The 18,276-nt window shown below is 36.2% G+C and carries 14 protein-coding genes; 8 read left to right on the top strand and 6 right to left on the bottom strand.

Annotation, left to right across the window (positions count from 1 at the left end):
- Window positions 1-61: 61 nt before the first annotated feature.
- Window positions 62-2,935 (top strand): bifunctional [glutamate--ammonia ligase]-adenylyl-L-tyrosine phosphorylase/[glutamate--ammonia-ligase] adenylyltransferase, encoded by a 2,874-nt coding sequence (gene glnE / locus B0X80_RS14700; protein WP_245825469.1) that lies wholly within the window; start codon window positions 62-64, stop codon window positions 2,933-2,935.
- 68 nt (window positions 2,936-3,003) lie between these two features.
- Here glnE and B0X80_RS14695 read toward each other — a convergent pair whose 3' ends face one another.
- The 3 genes from B0X80_RS14695 to lpxL all read right to left on the bottom strand — a co-directional run bounded on the left by B0X80_RS14695 (window position 3,004) and on the right by lpxL (window position 5,773).
- Window positions 3,004-3,702: a putative porin gene (locus B0X80_RS14695; RefSeq protein WP_076419571.1), complete on the bottom strand. Its 699-nt coding sequence runs from the start codon at window positions 3,700-3,702 to the stop codon at window positions 3,004-3,006.
- A 402-nt stretch (window positions 3,703-4,104) separates the two neighbouring features.
- Window positions 4,105-4,782, bottom strand: coding sequence for a TcpQ domain-containing protein (locus B0X80_RS14690; RefSeq protein ID WP_077341502.1), 678 nt, complete (start codon window positions 4,780-4,782; stop codon window positions 4,105-4,107).
- 52 nt (window positions 4,783-4,834) lie between these two features.
- Window positions 4,835-5,773 carry an LpxL/LpxP family Kdo(2)-lipid IV(A) lauroyl/palmitoleoyl acyltransferase gene (lpxL, locus tag B0X80_RS14685; RefSeq protein WP_077341500.1) on the bottom strand — a complete coding sequence of 313 codons (939 nt, stop codon included), beginning with the start codon at window positions 5,771-5,773 and terminating at the stop codon, window positions 4,835-4,837.
- A 69-nt stretch (window positions 5,774-5,842) separates the two neighbouring features.
- Here lpxL and hldE point away from each other — a divergent pair, with 69 nt between their 5' ends.
- Window positions 5,843-7,270 (top strand): bifunctional D-glycero-beta-D-manno-heptose-7-phosphate kinase/D-glycero-beta-D-manno-heptose 1-phosphate adenylyltransferase HldE, encoded by a 1,428-nt coding sequence (gene hldE, locus B0X80_RS14680; protein WP_077341498.1) that lies wholly within the window; start codon window positions 5,843-5,845, stop codon window positions 7,268-7,270.
- Window positions 7,271-7,593: 323 nt separating this feature from the next.
- Here hldE and tolC read toward each other — a convergent pair whose 3' ends face one another.
- Window positions 7,594-8,919: an outer membrane channel protein TolC gene (gene tolC, locus B0X80_RS14675; RefSeq protein WP_077341496.1), complete on the bottom strand. Its 1,326-nt coding sequence runs from the start codon at window positions 8,917-8,919 to the stop codon at window positions 7,594-7,596.
- A gap of 224 nt (window positions 8,920-9,143) precedes the next feature.
- On the opposite strand from tolC, the gene B0X80_RS14670 reads away from it, so the two are divergent.
- From B0X80_RS14670 to B0X80_RS14645, 6 genes are all read left to right on the top strand, one after another.
- Entirely contained in the window at window positions 9,144-9,788 is a 645-nt protein-coding gene (locus B0X80_RS14670; protein WP_077341494.1) for an NUDIX domain-containing protein, read from the top strand.
- Window positions 9,785-10,240 (top strand): DUF1249 domain-containing protein, encoded by a 456-nt coding sequence (locus B0X80_RS14665; protein WP_089024893.1) that lies wholly within the window; start codon window positions 9,785-9,787, stop codon window positions 10,238-10,240. The genes B0X80_RS14670 and B0X80_RS14665 overlap by 4 nt, the downstream gene beginning before the upstream one ends.
- Window positions 10,241-10,259: 19 nt before the next feature.
- Window positions 10,260-11,045, top strand: coding sequence for a metallophosphoesterase (locus tag B0X80_RS14660; protein ID WP_077341490.1), 786 nt, complete (start codon window positions 10,260-10,262; stop codon window positions 11,043-11,045).
- Complete coding sequence (locus B0X80_RS14655) at window positions 11,035-11,613, top strand: YqiA/YcfP family alpha/beta fold hydrolase (RefSeq protein ID WP_077341488.1); 579 nt, start codon at window positions 11,035-11,037, stop codon at window positions 11,611-11,613. Before B0X80_RS14660 ends, B0X80_RS14655 begins: the two co-directional genes overlap by 11 nt.
- A gap of 62 nt (window positions 11,614-11,675) precedes the next feature.
- A complete protein-coding gene (gene parE / locus B0X80_RS14650; protein ID WP_139345329.1) occupies window positions 11,676-13,562 on the top strand; it encodes a DNA topoisomerase IV subunit B in 1,887 nt (628 codons plus the stop codon).
- Between the two features lie 256 nt (window positions 13,563-13,818).
- A complete protein-coding gene (locus B0X80_RS14645; protein ID WP_077341484.1) occupies window positions 13,819-14,445 on the top strand; it encodes a hypothetical protein in 627 nt (208 codons plus the stop codon).
- 265 nt (window positions 14,446-14,710) lie between these two features.
- Here B0X80_RS14645 and B0X80_RS14640 read toward each other — a convergent pair whose 3' ends face one another.
- On the bottom strand, window positions 14,711-17,008 hold the full coding sequence (locus B0X80_RS14640; protein WP_077341482.1) for an FdhF/YdeP family oxidoreductase: 2,298 nt from the start codon (window positions 17,006-17,008) through the stop codon (window positions 14,711-14,713).
- Between the two features lie 349 nt (window positions 17,009-17,357).
- The gene (fdhD, locus tag B0X80_RS14635; RefSeq protein ID WP_077341480.1) at window positions 17,358-18,230 is read right to left on the bottom strand and encodes a formate dehydrogenase accessory sulfurtransferase FdhD; all 873 of its coding nucleotides are present in this window, start codon (window positions 18,228-18,230) and stop codon (window positions 17,358-17,360) included.
- Between the last annotated feature and the right edge of the window lie 46 nt (window positions 18,231-18,276).

Here is an 18,276-nt window from a genome sequence, read left to right as displayed (position 1 = left end):
AGCCTCTAAAGTTCTCATTTCAATAGATTAATGAAAAATATGCCATTTATTTATGGAGTATATGATGCATAGCCATGTAAAAAAAGTAACTTCTGCTTGTTTAGTGCAGCAACAAGAAAAAAGTTGGATGCAATTTTCTGCACAACACCCTAATGCAACAGAACAACTTTCAGAGATACAACTCGAACACTTTAAAAGCGCAATAATGTTAAGTGATTACATTTTAAAAAGTGCGCTTCAAGCTCCTGACATTGTAATAGGGTTATTTGTATCAAATTATGTTTATCAAAAAGAAACACCTAACTATCAAAAGTTATTAAGTGATTTTATAAGTGAATGTAGAACTGAAGAGGATTTACATAAAGCACTAAGGTTATTTCGATTACGTGAAATGGTGGCTATTGCAACGGCCGATCTTGTTTTAAATATTCCGTTAAATGAGTCATTAAAACGTTTATCAGAACTGGCTGATGTATTCGTGCAAGGTGCGTTAGATTGGCTAAGCCAATTTTGTTATGAAAAATGGGGAGAACCTAAAAATAGCGAGGGCGAAACTATCCCTTTATTGGTTTACGCTATGGGTAAATTGGGCGGAAAAGAACTTAACTTTTCATCTGATATCGATCTTATTTTTACTTACCCAGAATCAGGTGAAACCCAAGGCGCTAGACGTTCAATTGACAATCAACAATTTTTTACACGTTTAGGACAAAAGCTGATCACGGCACTTAATCAGCAAACCGCAGACGGATTTGTGTACCGTGTTGATATGCGTTTAAGACCTTTCGGTGACAGTGGACCTTTAGTGTTAACTTTTAATGCTATGGAAGATTACTACCAAGAGCAAGGCCGAGATTGGGAGCGTTATGCCATGCTCAAAGCTCGTCTCATTGGTGAGGGCAAGTACCACGATCAATTAGATAAAATGCTTAAACCTTTTGTTTATCGACGTTATATCGATTTTAGTGTGATAGACAGTTTACGCCGAATGAAAATGATGATTGCGCAAGAGGTTAGGCGTAAGCAACTCATTAATAATATTAAATTAGGTGCTGGCGGTATTCGAGAAATTGAGTTTATTGTCCAAGTTTTTCAGTTGATCCGAGGCGGACAAGTTAAAAGTTTACAACAACGAAATTTGTTAACCGTACTTCCTTTATTAGTCGAAGAAGGTGAAGTGCCCGTTAAGAGTATGAAAATACTTAAAAATGCTTATGAGTTTTTACGACGTGTTGAAAACATTATTCAGGCACTTGGTGATAAACAAACACAAACACTTCCTGACTCTGAATTAGATCAAATGCGAATTTTAGCTGCATTAGAGCAGGATGAGTTAAGTACATGGCCATTATTTTTAGAGCACTTACAATTCCATATGTATGGTGTTCATAAAGAATTTATCGCGTTGATTGGTGAAGAGAGCTCTCATCATCATATTAAAGATTCACATTGGGTGACTTTATGGGACAGCGATTGGGATCATGAAGAAAGTTGTACGTGGATCAGTAAAGTTAATCAAACATGGAAAGTTGATAGTATTTGGCACCAAATAAGTGACTTTAGAGAGGAACTTACTAAAAAAGGTATTGGTAATAGAGGTCGTCAAACATTAGATAAATTAATGCCGCTACTCTTATTCTTTTTAAATGAAGACAATGTAGAAGATACAACATTAGAGCGCGTACTTTCTATTTTTAAGAAAATAGTTACACGAACGGCTTACCTTGAATTACTTAATGAAAATGAAGGGGCGTTAAAGCATTTAATTAAATTATGCCGTTCAAGTTTGTGGGTAACAGAACATATCGCTAAGTTTCCTATTTTACTTGATGAGCTTATTGATCCTACCCTATTTAGTAATCCACCCTTAGAAACTAGTTATGGATCAGAATTACGCGAAACAATGCTTCGTATTCCAGAAGAAGATCTTGAAGCGCAAATGAATATGTTGCGTCAATTTAAACAAGTTCAGCATTTACGTTTAGCAGCTGCAGATATATCGGGTGTATTGCCTATTACTAAGGTAAGCGATCACTTAACTGCAATTGCCGAATGTATTATTACTGAAGTGATTAACCTAGCATGGGCACACGTTACACAAAGATTTGGGCAGCCGCTTTCTACTGTAGGTACTGATGATAAAGGTTTAGCTGTTATTGGCTACGGTAAAATGGGCGGGATAGAATTAGGATACGGTTCCGATCTTGATTTAGTGTTTTTACATAATAGTTTACCAACCGACATGACCAATGGCGAAAAAGAAGTTCCTGCCAGTCAATTTTATGCCAAGTTAGCCCAACGTATAATGCACATTTTTAACACCAACATGGCCAGTGGTATTTTATATGAGCTAGATATGCGTTTAAGACCTTCAGGTAATTCAGGCCTTTTAGCTGTGCATATTGATACTTTTGAAGAATATCAAAAGCAAGATGCTTGGACATGGGAGCATCAAGCGCTGGTAAGAACACGTTGTGTTTATGGAACTGAATTTTTTGTTAAACGATACGAAGAAATTAAACGTAATATTATTGCTAGCCCAAGAGATAATGATGTACTGAAAAAAGATGTTGTAGAAATGCGTCAAAAAATGAAGTCCCATCTTGATAAATCAACAGAAGATCTGGTTGATATTAAGCAAGGAGAAGGGGGCTTAGTGGATATCGAGTTTTTAGCACAATATTTAGTATTATCACATGGTTATAAACACCCTAGTTTAGGAAAGTATTCCGATAATATTAATATTTTTAATGAGCTATGCGCGTTATCTTTAATTAGTGAAGAAGACAAAGATGCGTTAATTTCGAGTTATTGTCATTTACGAGATTTTGGTCATAAAGCAACACTGCAAGGGATTAATTCTTTGATTGTTAATAGCGAGTTTACTGAAGTAGCTAAAAATATAACATCAATTAAGGATAGGTATTTAGTATAAAATTCGCATTTCAGGTGTAATTAAAAAGGGAGACTAATGTCTCCCTTGTTTATTCAATAATATTAGGCTTAAAAGCGACCTGTTAAACCAAGTGAAAATCTATCATCACTATTTTCTAATGAAGTAAATTCAAGGCGAGCTGAAATCGCTGGAGTGAAAAAGTGTTGAGCACGAATTGAACCATTATCACCATCTACTGTTGAAAGCACTAATCCCACACTTGATTGAGCAGTCCAGAAGTAGTCAGCTGCAGCTGTAAAGTCGTTATCTAAATTAAGGTAAGACACTTCTACGTTAACAAATCTGCCATTATCTAATGTAGCAATATATTTAGTGTTTAGTGTTAAAGAATCAGAAAATTCTTCATCAGCACCTGAAACTGATACTAACCAGTTTTTATCAACAAAATAACCAATTTCACCAACAAGTCCAGTGTCATCACTTCCGCCATCAGCGTCGAAATAAGTAACATCTAAACCTACAAAAAGGTCATTGTGGTAATAGTCGCCACCTAATACTAATTGGTAAGCATCATTATCAAAATCTGTGTAGCTAAAACTAGCGCTAGTGCTTCTACCCATAAACGCAGCTTCTGACCATGCTGTGTTATTTGTAGTAACGCTGTTAAGGTAATATGTGCCTTCAAGTTTGATAGTATCGTAGCTATCAACACGAGAATAATCTACATCAATTTGAGTGTTATAATCATTAGCTAGGGTAGCTGAAGAAAGTAGAGATAAACCGAAAAGTGCTGCATATGTTTTCATTATATAAATCCTTTATATGTTATGTAAATTTCTAAGAAAAATTGTAGGAAATAAATGGATTTACACACAAACTGGTAGCACAAATATACAATGCTATTTGTGCGTAAAATCCATTTCGCGCGCACTATACTGACCTACAAAAAAGAAAACAAGTTTTTAATAGGTTTTTATCATATTTTGAAGTGATTTCTATAAAGTAGAGGTTGGTTGACTGATTTCATTTGGGTGAGAAAGCTTACTTAAATAACAGCAACTCAATGCAAACCTTTTATTTTTCTCTGTTCAATAAAAACTCTTTAGAGAAGAGCCTTAGGATTTGAGCTTTATTGGTAACGGGCATATATTTGGAAATTTTAAGTAAGTGTTCTAGAGGCATTTTAAATGGCCTCATCAGTATTTTATTTAATAGCCTGAATTTGATTTCAATAAACTACAGCGCTCGTCTAAATAAGATTTTGTGCCTTCTATTACAACGATAGCTCTCGATTGGTAACAAAAATAAATAGAAACACCATTTTGGAAATGGCCGCTGATACCTTGACCTAACTGTAAGGCGGTTTTTAAAATGCTTTTATTGATCCTAAAAGCATCTTTAACCACATAGTCACGATTGAGTCGCCAATAGACTTCTAATTTATCTTCTTTCGCATATTCAGATAGTTTTTGAAAAATGGTTTCACCTAGTCTAAAAGGTCTTGATTCAATAGAACCTTGCCAGTTTTTTGGGTACGCTCTAACCACCTTTCTTCGTGCATCTAATAAAAGTTCAAGGTCACCTTTAGGATCAGGCAGATAAACAATATTATTACGAATAGTCGGTTTATCCGTATTCGATTCGCCATTAATATTGGCGTAAAACGTAGACAAGCCTGTCGCGGCTTTGTTCTCTCTTTTTTTATTTACAACAGACTTTGCATCTTCAGTCGTGGCTGAAATACTTCCTTCGTTTTCGGTAACCTGAGTGGATAAAGGCTTGTCATCACTTCCTAGCGACATGAGTAGGTCTTGATTAGTAAAAAATAAATAGGCAATAATAATTAATATTGTGCCGAATATAATATTTCGTATCCAAAAACCCATAAGTCCTTACTCATTAATAACATTAGATAATCTATACCTTAACCAACAAAGCTTATTTATACAAACTTGGGTCATTTTCATTAGGTCGTGTTTTAAACCTTCTATGTAACCACATGTACTGTTCAGGCTTGCGCATAACCGCTTTTTCAACTTCGTGATTAATGCGTGTAACGTCTTTAATGTCATCGTCGGTAGGAAAATCGTCTAAAGCTGGTGTTATTTCAATCGTATAACCGCTACCGTCATCATTACGTTTGGGGATTAATACAAAGGTTTTAGTGTTAGGCTGGCGAGCAAAAATAAGCGTTCCAGTTGTACTTGCTGTTTCTTTTACATCGAAAAAAGGAACAAATACACTGCGGTTTCTACCATAATCTTGGTCGGGTAAATACAAGCTAGATTCACCAGTTCTAATCGCTTTAATTAAGCCTTTTACATCTCGTTTACCAAGCATATATTTATTTGATCTGCCTCGACCTCTGTATTGAAAAAACTCCATTAACGGATTGTTATGAGGACGATAAAAAATAACTAATTGGTGATTAAGCCCAAAACCACGGCCAGCCATTTCAGCACATAAGTAATGCATAGCTAACAAAAATACGTTGTGACCCTCTTGCTTAGCTTTTTCAATATGTTCTAAACCTATAACGGTAAATTTTCGCTTAACACGCCAGTCAGGCCACCACCATCCCATGCCGGTTTCTAAAAGTGCAATACCTGTACTTTCAAAGTTTTTACGTAAAAGTTGTTCGCGATCATGTTCATCCATATCAGGAAAACAAAGTGCTAAATTACGAGCGGCCACTTTTTTTCTGCTTGAACCTATTTTAAATAGAAGCTTACCAATTTGACGCCCTAAAAAGAGTTGAAACTTATAAGGTAACCAAGAAATAGTGTACATAATCAGTACGCCAAGCCAAGTTAACCAGTATTTAGGTAATAGAAAAGACAGTTTAAAATCTGGTTGTAAAACTTTATTTTTACTCACGGTATAAATTCAACTCATAGTAATTCGTGTGATACACTATCGCGCATTATATCTGGTATAGGGTACAGGATGAAAGTAGATATTCCAGCTTTTAGTAAAGCACGTGTTTTAGTGGTAGGCGATGTTATGTTAGATCGTTACTGGCATGGTCCAACGCAACGTATTTCTCCAGAGGCCCCAGTGCCTATTGTTAAAGTTAACCACAATGAAGACCGTCCTGGTGGTGCTGCAAACGTCGCATTAAATATTGCCTCGTTAGGTGGGAAAGTCACTTTAGCGGGTATTACAGGTAACGATGAAGCGTCAGATATTTTAGAAACACGCCTAGCTTCAATGGATATTAATTGCCAATTCGACAAGCAAGATAATACGACAACCATTACTAAGCTACGAGTACTCAGCCGAAATCAACAGCTTATTCGTTTAGACTTTGAAGAGTCTTTTGCTCAAGTTGATAAATCAGTTTTAGCACGATCGGTAGAACAATTGTTACAAGAACACGATGTTTTACTTTTGTCAGACTACGACAAAGGTACTTTATCAGATGTTCAATCTCTTATTACCGCAGCGAAAAAACTCAATAAAGCTATTGTGGTTGATCCTAAAGGAACTGACTTTAGTAAATACCGTGGAGCAACGTTAATAACGCCTAATTTATCTGAATTTGAAACCGTTGTAGGGGCTTGTAATACAGAAAGTGAACTTGTTGCAAAAGGTAATAAATTACTTGAAGATTTAGAGCTTGAAGCGTTATTAATTACTCGTAGTGAACAAGGGATGACGCTATTACGTAAAAATGAAGAAGAATTCCATTTACCAACTCAAGCTAAAGAAGTTTACGACGTAACTGGAGCTGGCGATACCGTTATTGCAACGTTAGCTTTAGCTATTGCTGCTAATGCAGGGTATGACCAAGCAAGTGCGTTAGCTAATGTAGCTGCGGGGATTGTTGTGGGGAAAATTGGTACTTCTACTGTGAGCGAAGCCGAAATATTAAATGCCTTATCAACCGGGCAAGAAAGCGGTTTTGGTGTATTAACAGAAGAACAACTGAAAATAGCAGTTGGTTTAGCGCAAGCTCGTGGTGAACAAATTGTAATGACGAATGGTTGCTTTGATATTTTACATGCTGGCCATGTATCTTACTTAGCAAACGCTAAAGCTTTAGGAACACGTTTAATTGTTGCCGTTAATAGCGATGACTCAGTTAGACGTTTAAAAGGTTCAGGCAGGCCTGTAAACCCTAACGATAGACGTATGGCTGTGTTGGCTGGTTTAGGCGCTGTAGATTGGGTTGTTCCATTTACTGAAGATACGCCACAACGACTTATTGCTAATATTTTACCTAATGTTTTAGTAAAGGGGGGTGATTATAAAGTGGAAGAAATTGCGGGTGGGGCTGAAGTTATAGCTGCTGGTGGTGAGGTTAAAGTACTTAATTTTGAAGAAGGTATTTCAACAAGCGCTATTATAAATGCGATTAAACTCGAAGATTAATGATTAATAAATATTGTTAATAAATGAGCGTTATTTTTAATGAGTGAAATAGAAAAGGCAGCGATAGCTGCCTTTTTAGTTTTAAATATTTAATTACATTACTTAACCTTAACTTGGGTTAGAGAATGAATTAAGGCTCTCATTTATCAAAAGCTCAATCTGTATCGTTATTTTCCTAAGTTATATTAGTCTCTCAACATTGATATGTTTGTGTGTAACAATGAGAATTTATGACTAATAGCTGGCTATTAGCCATAAATTCAACGAAGTTAGGCGTAAAAATAGCTTGTTGAGTAACTTTGCTTATCCCGAGCTGAGGTTATTTACGTTGAAGGTAATAAACCGTTATTAATATCAACTAAGTCTTGCTCGGTAATCGTTCCTGCAGCTTGTTTTAACGATAATATTGCTTGAATGTAATTGTATCGAGTTGATGAAAGATTACGTTTAGCGTTATATAAATTACGCGTACTGTCTAACACATCAACAATCGTTCTTATCCCAACATCCATTCCTGCTTCTGTTGCGCGTAAAGCACTTTCTGCACTAATCACTGATTGCTCTAACGATTTAATAGCTGAAACAGCAGCAATTACCGTGTTATAAGCATTGCGCGTACTTCTTACAACATTACGGTGAGTTTTAGCTAGGTCTTGACTTGCGGCAACATAATTACTTTGTGCTTGGCGTACAGAACTTGTAATGGCTCCACCCGTGTATAAAGGTACGTTAATTTCAATACCTATTGATTGACTATTAAAGTCTACAGTTGGTGAGGGCATCAATTGGTCGTCAATATCTGATTTTGAATAACGACCATTTAAATCTATTGTTGGATAGTGTCCAGCGCGCGCGGTATTAATGCTATCTTTACTTATATCTACACTAATTTTTTGTGAAATTAAGCTTAAATTTTTCGCTTCTGCTGTCTGTTGCCAGTCGTTAGCACTTTCTGGGGTAGGACGAGAAGCACTAAAGCGTTTCGTATTTAATACATCTAAATTACGTGGATAAATATTAGTAATTTCACGTAAAGCTTCTTCAGCGTTAAATACGTTATTTTCAGCTCTAATTTCAGCAGTAACGGTATTATCGAACTGTGCCTGTGCTTCGTGTACATCAGTAATAGCTGTTAAGCCCACCTTAAAGCGTTGTTTTGTTTGATCGAGTTGACGTGCAATAGCTTTTTTTTCTGCTTTTGCAAATTCAAGGTCGTCTTTAGCGCTTAGTACATCAAAGTAAGCTTTGGTTACTCTAACAATTAATTCTTGTTGAGCTACTTGAAAAGCAATGTCACTTTGGTGCGCTCTTTTTTTAGCAGTACCTAATTTTAACCAAGAAGCATGATGATATAACTCCATTGATAGGCTAGCGCCAATCGTTTTAGTTTCATTATCTTCTGATTTTATATCATTGACTTCTTGTTCTGTTAATTCAAACTTCCCGAAAGCGTATAATTGAGGAAGTAAAACAGAACGTGCTTGAATAATGCTTTCTTTAGACGCCATAAATTGAGCATGTGCTTTTAATACTACAGGGTCGTTTGCCTGTGCTTGCTGATAAACATCAAGTAAATTTTCAGCACTAGACGAATGGCTAGTAACCATAACAGTTAAGCCAATAATGAGAGATATAATATTTTTTTGCATGGGTAGGTAATCCCTTAAGGTATAATCCGTTTATGAATATAATCACCATAAACATTTTAATAAACTTATTTTACTTCGTTAGCTGTTAGCTACAAAGAATTAAGTGTTAAATAATCCATTCTAGTGTAACAAATTATTCAGTGGCAATGATATACGTCATTATATTTTAAATGGAAGTCGGCAAACCTAATCTCCAAAGACCTGTAAATGAGGAAGTAAAAGCTATGAGTATCAAAAAATCATACCCAGATATTTTAAGATTTGGCCACAAAGATATGACGATAGTTAAAGTAGAGCCAAAATTTAAAGGCTTTTTTACTATTAATGAAGTGCATGTGAACCATGCGCTATATGAAGGTGGAACCAGTATTACCCTTAAAAGAGAAATCTTTGAAAGAGGCGATGCTGTTGTTTTATTGCCGTATGACCCCGTAACCGACAAAGTCGTCATTATTGAACAGTTTAGGTTAGGTGCTATGAGTGGCGATACGCCGTGGCAACTTGAATTTATTGCCGGTATGTTTGGTGAAAATGAACATCCGATTGATGTGGCTATTAGAGAAGCTAAAGAAGAAGCGAATTTAACCATTGAAGAAAACGACATTATCAAAATAAATCAATTTTTCCCTAGCCCAGGCGGAACAAGCGAATGTATTTATATGTTTGCAGCAAAAGTTGATGTAACTGAAGTAGGTGGAGTATACGGTTTAGAAGAGGAGGGTGAAGATATTCTTGTTCATGTTATCGCCAGAGAAGAGGCTATGAGTTTATTAGCGCAAGGAAAAATTACCAATGCGTCAACTATAATTGGGTTACAATGGCTACAACTGAATTACTCTCAATTACAAAAATCTTGGTCTACTCTATGAATGTAAAAGCAAAAAAATATAAACCACAGCTAGCCACATTAATGAATTTGTGTGATGTGAACTATATGTTGTTAATTAAATTGCTTGCAGACAAAGAAGAAGTAGGACATGAACGTGAGTTTTTCATTTCAGATTTTTTATCATATGTTGTATCTGTAGATGAAGTGACGCGTTATACCACCTTGATCACTATTAGCCAAAATACGGTAGAAGTTGGCAAGGAATTATCTCATCTATTTCAGCCTAAAATGGTTATTCGTTTATATCACGATGCGCGTATGGCAGAAGTTATATCATCGCAAAATATTCGCCAAGTAAAGCCTCGGTACGACTACCCCAATAAAAACATGCATTTGCCTGATGAAAAACAACAAATCAATATGTTTTTGAAAGAGTGGTTACAATTATGCCATGAGCTCGGGCAAGTTAAGCTGGCACTTGATTTAAAATAGTTTAGAAACGACTTTTAGTATGAAACACGTCTTAAAAATTGCACAAATTAGTGACACACACTTGTTTGCCGATAAATATACATTGCATTATGGAGCTAATGTTTATCAGCATTTAGTTAATGTATTAATACATATTCAAGGCGTAGAAAAACCTGATGTGATTTTGTTTACTGGCGATTTAACACAAGATCATACTGATGCTTCTTATCATCAATTTGTTGAAATATTTCAGCAACTCGATATTCAAATTCCCGTTCATTTTATTGCGGGTAATCATGATGAACATCGTCAACTCGATCAGTATTTAACAAATAAACCGTTTAATTCATCAAAAATTATTACCAATAATACTTGGCAGATACTCTTAATAAATAGCAAAAGCGAAACACCCTCAGGTTATGTATCCGAAGGAACATTAAATGAGCTAAGCAAAAATATAGATCCTGAAAAAAAACAGCTTGTGTTTATGCATCACCATCCTATTGATGTAGGTTATTTTATTGATAAACATGGTTTGAAAAATAAAGCTGAATTTTGGAGTGCTATCCAACAGTTTCCTTCTATTCAAGCCATAGCCTGTGGCCATGTGCACAACGACTTATCGATACAACCCGAACAATCAGGATATAATATTCCCTTATATACTTGTCCTGCTACGTCTATTCAATTTGACCAAACAGCAGATACATCAGCCTGTAATGGTCAAGGTGCAGGCTATCGAATATTTGAATTAAGTAACGATAAAACGTATATCACACGCACACATTTTGTAAGCGATTTAGCTAAAGGAAATCATGATGAGTAATTTACTTTTTATCCATGGATTTAATTCATCACCGTTATCGAAAAAAGCGCAACAAACTCAAAAATATATACAAAAATATTTACCAGAGGTTAGGTTTCATTGTCCTCAGCTGGCGACTAACCCTAAAGATGCTATTAACCAGCTTGAACAATATTTAAAAGCATCACCTGCTGAACATTGGGCGTTAATTGGATCTTCATTAGGTGGATACTTTTCTACATATTTAAGTGAAAACTACAATTTAAAAGCGGTATTAGTGAATCCGGCTATTAAACCTTACGAGCTATTATCAGGTTATGAAGGCGAACAAATAAACCCGTATACGCAAGAAAGCTACAAAGTAGAAAAGCGTTATCTTGACGATTTAATTGCGATCGAAAAGCCTCATATCGCAAAAAATAATTATATGGTCATGGTACAAACAGGGGATGAAGTGTTAAATTACCAAGAAGCGGTTGATAAATTTCAAGACAGCCATTTAATTGTGCAGCCAAATGGTGATCATAGCTTTGTTAATTATGAAAAAATGCTACCTAAAATTGTAGAGTTTCTTCAGTTAACAGCGTAAATTGCTCTAAAAACAAAGCATAAATAACTTTCTTTATTAAATACAACGAATAGATGACTCAAATGAACGAACAATATAATTCTGATTCTATCGAAGTTCTTAGTGGTTTAGACCCAGTAAGACATCGTCCCGGCATGTATACCGATACATCTCGTCCTAACCATTTAGGGCAAGAGGTTATCGATAACTCAGTGGATGAAGCTTTAGCGGGCTACGCTCAAAACATAACGGTAATTTTAGATAAAGATCAGTCGCTAGAAGTTATTGATGACGGTCGAGGCATGCCGATAGACATTCATCCTGAAGAAGGTGTAACAGGTATAGAGCTTATATTTTGTAAACTACATGCCGGTGGTAAATTTTCGAATAAAAACTATCAATTTTCAGGTGGTTTACACGGTGTGGGTATTTCAGTCGTAAATGCTTTATCTACACGTGTTGATGTTGCGGTAAGACGCGATAGTAAAGTCTATGAAATGGCTTTCGAAAATGGTGAAAAAGTTGAAGAGCTACATGAAACTGGCACCGTAGGACGAAGAAATACAGGAAGCCGAGTTAAGTTTTGGCCTGATCCTGGCTATTTTGATTCACCTAAGTTTTCAGCACGCCGTTTAGCTCATTTATTAAAAGCCAAAGCCGTACTGTGCCCAGGTTTAACCATTAAGTTTCATGATAAAAATGAAGATAACAAATATGAATGGTGCTATGCAGACGGTTTAGTTGATTATCTAAAAGATTCAGTAAAAGATTACGAATCTTTACCTAAAGAACCTTTTGTTGGTACTTTTACTTCACAACAAGAAGCTGCCGATTGGGCAGTAACTTGGTTACCTGAAGGGGGGGAAGGGGTTGGTGAAAGTTATGTAAACCTTATTCCAACGGTTCAAGGCGGTACTCATGTAAATGGTTTAAGACAAGGTTTGCTTGAAGCCATGAGAGAGTTTTGTGAGTTTCGAAACTTAATACCGCGTGGGGTTAAATTAACGCCAGACGATGTATGGGATAAATGTTCATATATTCTTTCAGTAAAAATGCAAGACCCACAATTTGCGGGCCAAACCAAAGAGCGTTTATCGTCACGTCAATGTGCTGCATTTGTTACAGGTGTGGTTAAAGACTCTTTTAGTTTATGGCTGAATGAGCATACTGAAATAGCTGAATCGCTAGCAGAATTTTGTATTTCAAACGCCCAGCGTAGATTACGTGCTAGTAAAAAAATTATTCGTAAAAAAATTACTCAAGGCCCTGCGCTTCCGGGTAAGTTAACGGATTGCGGTAGCCAAGATATAACTCGAACAGAACTTTTTTTAGTGGAAGGTGACTCTGCTGGCGGTAGTGCTAAACAAGCACGAGATCGTGAAATTCAAGCTATCATGCCTCTTAGAGGTAAGATTCTTAACACGTGGGAAGTGGATTCAGGACAAATACTTGCCTCACAAGAAGTGCACGATATTTCAGTGGCATTAGGGATTGATCCCGCATCTGAAGATTTATCTGAACTACGCTACGGTAAAATCTGTATTTTAGCGGATGCCGACTCCGACGGATTGCATATAGCAACTTTATTATGCGCTTTATTTACTCAGCACTTTTTACCTTTAGTTCAAGCTGGGCATGTTTATGTAGCCATGCCACCGTTATATCGAATTGATGTAGGTAAAGAAGTATTTTATGCGTTAGACGAGGCTGAAAAAGACAGTATACTTGCTCGCATAGAAGCCGAGAAAAAACGTGGAAAAGTTAACGTACAACGTTTTAAAGGTCTGGGTGAAATGAACCCTCTACAATTACGCGAAACTACCATGGATCCTAACACTCGCCGTTTAGTACAACTCACGGTTGATGAATTTGATACAACCATGGAGCTTATGGATATGTTGCTTTCTAAAAAGAGAAGTGGCGACCGTAAAGAGTGGCTACAAAGTAAAGGTAATTTGGTTGAGTTATAACAGAAACAGAGATCTTTTAAGCCAGTAAATAAAATATAACATGACACTATATGCTTTATTCACTGTTAATTAGTGTCTAATAAGTCATAAGGTTATTCATCAGGAAAAGGAACTTGTTCTTGTATGCGAGGAGCAGGAAGAAGTCATTGCTATAAATGCGGGGGCTTCTGGTTGGGCTTGATCAAGACTGCTATTTGTTATTTTTAAGTAAGCTTTAACTAGAATAGAAAATCATAAAATAAAATGAAAGGCAATAATGAAGAAAAATATTCTAGGCATCAGCCTTATTAAGCCATCTGATATAAAAAAGTCACTCGAGAAGTCTATAGCGCAACAAGAGTTTAGAAAAAAAATGGCTAGAGGGCATTTAATAACTTTTACTATTGAAGAAGTAGAGAAGTTAACAGAACCTAGCACTATCAGAGAGTCGTTTAATTCAATAATACTGATAGAGTCTTGTAAAATACTCTTTAACTCTGTTGAAAATGGTAGATACACAACAAGTTTTTGTGAAGCATTTGGGCAGTTGTGTTGGTCCATGACAGATGAGGTTGATTTAGATAGTAGTTATAAAATTCGAGTATACTCTTCAGACGCTTGTTCATTATTAAATAATTATTGTATCACAACACCTAGGGGATTATGTTTCTCTAGTTCTATCGCAGATTATATTTTTGATAACCATCTTTCTTTTTCTAAAATAAAAAAAATTATAATCTCTCTTGAAAGTAGATTTGTTGAATTTTCGAATAGCATAGAAAAAACTCAAAGAAATATTAAAAATGTGCAACAGACTAATCCGTTCGATAAAGAGGCTTTCGAATTACGATATATTAATAGTAAATTTAAGTTCTACCCTAAATCTAAAAAAGAAATAGATTAAAATATAATGCAGATAGTTATATCATTGATGATAATAAGTTTACTTGTACCAAATAAATTTACGACACTATTTGGTGTTTATTTATTGTTTTGTGACTAAATAGTGTTTTTTGTGATTCTCCGATTAATTTAATTTTGGTGTTTTATGGCATCTTATGGTGTATTCAACAAACAAGATTAATGAATATTACTGAGACTATACACTTTAATATTTTATTCGTACATTGAGAGGGGGAATGATGTTTTTATATCATTCCCCTTTTTTATTAAGTAATTCTATCAGATGTGTCTGCTTTTTTTATGGTTACCGCAATCGATTTTGACGTAGGCGTATCGCTTTCATCCCCGGTACTTTTTAATGCCACTAAAGGGTTAGCTTCAGGGAAGTAGGCGGCAATATTACCTGTTGGAATGTCGTAGTTGACTAATTTAAAAGAATAAATTTTACGTTCAATATCATCTGGCCATAAACTTTCTACATCAACTAAGTCTTCATTTTTTAAGCCCAAGTCAGCTATGTCGTTTGGGTTCATAAAAATAATATTGCGTTCACCACTAATACCACGGTAGCGGTCTTCAAAGCCGTAAATGGTGGTGTTGTATTGATCGTGCGAACGTAAGGTTTGTAGAACAAAAACGCGATTTTTTGTTAATGCTCTAATCGATGCGGGTACAATGTCGTCAGGCAATTGGTTTGCGCTAATTTGAGCTTTTTTAGTTGCAGTATTCCATGTGAGTTCTGCTGCGCTATTACCTAAATAAAAACCACCCGGTTGACTGAGTCTTTCATTCATTTTGTTAAACTCAGGCAAGGTTTGCCCTATATAGTCGCGAATTAAATTGTAATTATTGGCGAGTTCTAACCATTTTACTGGGGTATCGCCTAATGTTGCGTGAGCAATGCCTGCAATTATAGCCGGCTCAGAGCGCATGTTACTGGTGTCTGATTTAACAACGCCTTTTGATTTGTGCACCATAGAGAATGAGTCTTCTACAGTAACAGACTGTTCGCCAGTGGCTTGTAAGTCAATATCGGTACGACCTAAACAGGGTAATATAATTGAAATTTCACCAGGGAATAGGTGCGTTTGATTTAATTTTGTCGCAATATTTACGGTAAGTTTACAACGTGTTAGAGCTTGTTGTGTAAATTCAGTATCGGGGGTTGCAGAAACAAAGTTACCGCCTAAGGCAATGAACACTTTGCTCTCGCCTGAAAGCATAGCTTCAATTGCTTCAACAACATTATGACCATTTTCTTTAGGCGGAGTGAATGAAAACACTCGAGACAAATTATCTAAAAACTTAGCATCAGGTTTCTCATTAATGCCCATGGTTCGGTCACCTTGAACATTTGAATGACCTCTAACAGGACAAAGCCCTGCACCGGGTTTACCTATGTTGCCAAACAGTAATTGTAAGTTGGTGATTTCTTGAATAGTAGCAACTGAATGTTTGTGCTGGGTAATTCCCATTGCCCACGTAATAATAACGCTTTTGGCTTTTTGGTAAATGTTTGCTGCTTGCGTTAATTCTTCAATACTAAGGCCTGATTGCTGGGTAATGTGCTCCCATGTTGTTGTTTCTACCGTTTGTAAGTAATCATCTAATCCTTGTGTGTGTTCCTTTATAAACTCAAGATCGAAAACACTTTTATTATCTTTTTGTGCGGCCTTGTGTTGTTCAAGTAACACTTTAACCATGCCTCGAACACACGCCATATCACCACCTAAATTAGGGGTGAAATAATACTGTGAAATTTGAGTTGCACTGCCTGATAACATTTCAACAGGCGATTGAGGATTAGCAAATCGCTCTAAGCCTCTTTCTTTTAATGGATTGAAAGTTACTATGCTAGCGCCTCGGCGAGAGGCATGGCTTAATGAGTCCAGCATTCTAGGATGGTTAGTCCCTGGGTTTTGCCCAAAGACAAAAATAGCATCGGCTTTTTCAAAATCATCAATTTTTATGGTGCCTTTACCAATACCTATTGATTGTTTAAGGGCAACGCCGCTGGCTTCGTGACACATGTTTGAACAATCGGGAAAGTTGTTAGTGCCAAACTTTCGAACGAAAAGTTGATATAAAAAAGCTGCTTCGTTGCTGGCGCGGCCTGAAGTATAAAACTCGGCTTGGTTAGGATTTTCTAATTCGTTGAGTTGCTGTGCAATTATCGAGAAAGCCTTATCCCAAGATAAAGGTTCGTAATGGTCGGTTGTTCTATTATAAATAAGAGGTTCAGCTAAGCGACCTTGGTATTCTAAAAAGTAGCCCGTTTGTTTTTGTAACCAGCTAACGGAATGTTCTTTAAAAAAGTCTTTGCCAATGCGGCGTGAGGTTGCTTCCCAGTTAACAGCTTTCGCGCCATTTTCACAAAAGCGGAATCGTCCCGGTTCATCTTTCTCTCCCCACGCACAACCGGGGCAGTCAAACCCATGATCTTGATTTGTTTTAAGTAGGTTTTTAATATTTTTAGCAATATTGTCACTTTTAAATAAGTGAGTCGCTGTGCTTTTTAATGCACCCCAGCCACCCGCGTGACCCTTATAATTTTTTACTGACATTTTATAACCTACTTGTTATGCGTTGTGGTAATTATACCCGTTACCACTCAAGATGCGTATTTCAGAGTGCTTGAGCGATATCAATTCAAGGTAATGCTTTGTAATAATGGTCGCTCCCTTATAAAAAGCATTAACGCAGAAGTGATTTTGCTCAAGCGCTTCTTCGATGGGTCTAAAAACAATTTATGCTTCGCTATTAACTTTAGTCAGGTTCCTACATGGATGTAGGACATTAGGGTAACGCAGGAGCAGTTACCGAGAATAACCATGACGTAAACTTAATGCCTTGCATACATGGATGTAGACCTTAGATTTCGTCTGGAACATGAAATCTGTGCCTAAATTGTTTTTAGTTCCCACTGAAACCTCCATCTTGAATGGTTACGGGTATATAATCAATGCGATGATTGCCATGATATACGTTAAATTTATTATTTTTAGTAAAACCTATTAAGGTAATATTAAACTGAATCGCTGCAGATATGGCTAAGCTTGAAGGCGCACCAATAGCTATTATTACAGGGATAGCTGCAGTAATGGCTTTTTGTATTAATTCAAAACTCACCCGTCCGCTAAGTACCAAAATAGATTGCTTAGTTATTTTTTCTTTAAGAAATACATCGCCAATCACTTTATCAACGGCGTTATGACGACCAACATCTTCGTAAACACATACCCATTGATTATCGCTAATATAGCCAGCGCCGTGCACAGCACCTGATAAATTAAATAGCGGCTGATGACTATTAAGTGCTTTTGCTATTTCAATAATCTTATCACTTTTTAACCATGAATCAGCATTATCGATAACACTATCCGTTTTAATTGCTAAACCATTAAGTGAGGTTTTTCCACAAATTCCGCAGCTTGACTGACTAGGGAAAGAACGTGTTATTTTTTTCCAGTCAGGTTGTACGTTAGGTGCAAGTTTAACAATAAGGTGATTGTTATTTATAGCTTCATCTGGAGGGGTAATATTTACAACATCTTGTATTGATTTAATAATTTGTTCGTTAAATAAGAAACCTGTGATCAGAGCGTTATCATGATCAGGTGTTCTCATTACTACGGTGAGATCTACCGTTTGGTATGCTTTTGATTCTTTATCTAAAAAAGACAGGCTGATCAATAAAGGTTCTTCAATAATGGCATAATCTTCAGTAGCGCTATGTGTACTGCCGTTATAGTGGCGTTGGTTAATACTTTTTAAACCGCTTATCATTAATTGTTAGGCTTTATATTAAATTGTTAATAGTAATAGTATACAC

The sequence above is a fragment of the Pseudocolwellia agarivorans genome (genome assembly GCF_002000085.1).
Classification (GTDB): domain Bacteria; phylum Pseudomonadota; class Gammaproteobacteria; order Enterobacterales; family Alteromonadaceae; genus Pseudocolwellia; species Pseudocolwellia agarivorans.
The sequence above is the reverse complement of the archived record's forward strand: the minus strand, read 5'-3'. Positions and strand labels throughout refer to the sequence as shown.

Excerpts from the sequence above, each read along its gene's own strand:
- glnE (WP_245825469.1), top strand. The coding sequence starts at position 62 with ATGATGCATAGCCATGTAAAAAAAGTAACTTCTGCTTGTTTAGTGCAG.
- B0X80_RS14695 (WP_076419571.1), bottom strand. The coding sequence starts at position 3,702 with ATGAAAACATATGCAGCACTTTTCGGTTTATCTCTACTTTCTTCAGCT.
- B0X80_RS14690 (WP_077341502.1), bottom strand. The coding sequence starts at position 4,782 with ATGGGTTTTTGGATACGAAATATTATATTCGGCACAATATTAATTATT.
- hldE (WP_077341498.1), top strand. The coding sequence starts at position 5,843 with ATGAAAGTAGATATTCCAGCTTTTAGTAAAGCACGTGTTTTAGTGGTA.
- tolC (WP_077341496.1), bottom strand. The coding sequence starts at position 8,919 with ATGCAAAAAAATATTATATCTCTCATTATTGGCTTAACTGTTATGGTT.
- B0X80_RS14670 (WP_077341494.1), top strand. The coding sequence starts at position 9,144 with ATGAGTATCAAAAAATCATACCCAGATATTTTAAGATTTGGCCACAAA.
- B0X80_RS14665 (WP_089024893.1), top strand. The coding sequence starts at position 9,785 with ATGAATGTAAAAGCAAAAAAATATAAACCACAGCTAGCCACATTAATG.
- B0X80_RS14660 (WP_077341490.1), top strand. The coding sequence starts at position 10,260 with ATGAAACACGTCTTAAAAATTGCACAAATTAGTGACACACACTTGTTT.
- B0X80_RS14655 (WP_077341488.1), top strand. The coding sequence starts at position 11,035 with ATGATGAGTAATTTACTTTTTATCCATGGATTTAATTCATCACCGTTA.
- parE (WP_139345329.1), top strand. The coding sequence starts at position 11,676 with ATGAACGAACAATATAATTCTGATTCTATCGAAGTTCTTAGTGGTTTA.
- B0X80_RS14645 (WP_077341484.1), top strand. The coding sequence starts at position 13,819 with ATGAAGAAAAATATTCTAGGCATCAGCCTTATTAAGCCATCTGATATA.
- B0X80_RS14640 (WP_077341482.1), bottom strand. The coding sequence starts at position 17,008 with ATGTCAGTAAAAAATTATAAGGGTCACGCGGGTGGCTGGGGTGCATTA.
- fdhD (WP_077341480.1), bottom strand. The coding sequence starts at position 18,230 with ATGATAAGCGGTTTAAAAAGTATTAACCAACGCCACTATAACGGCAGT.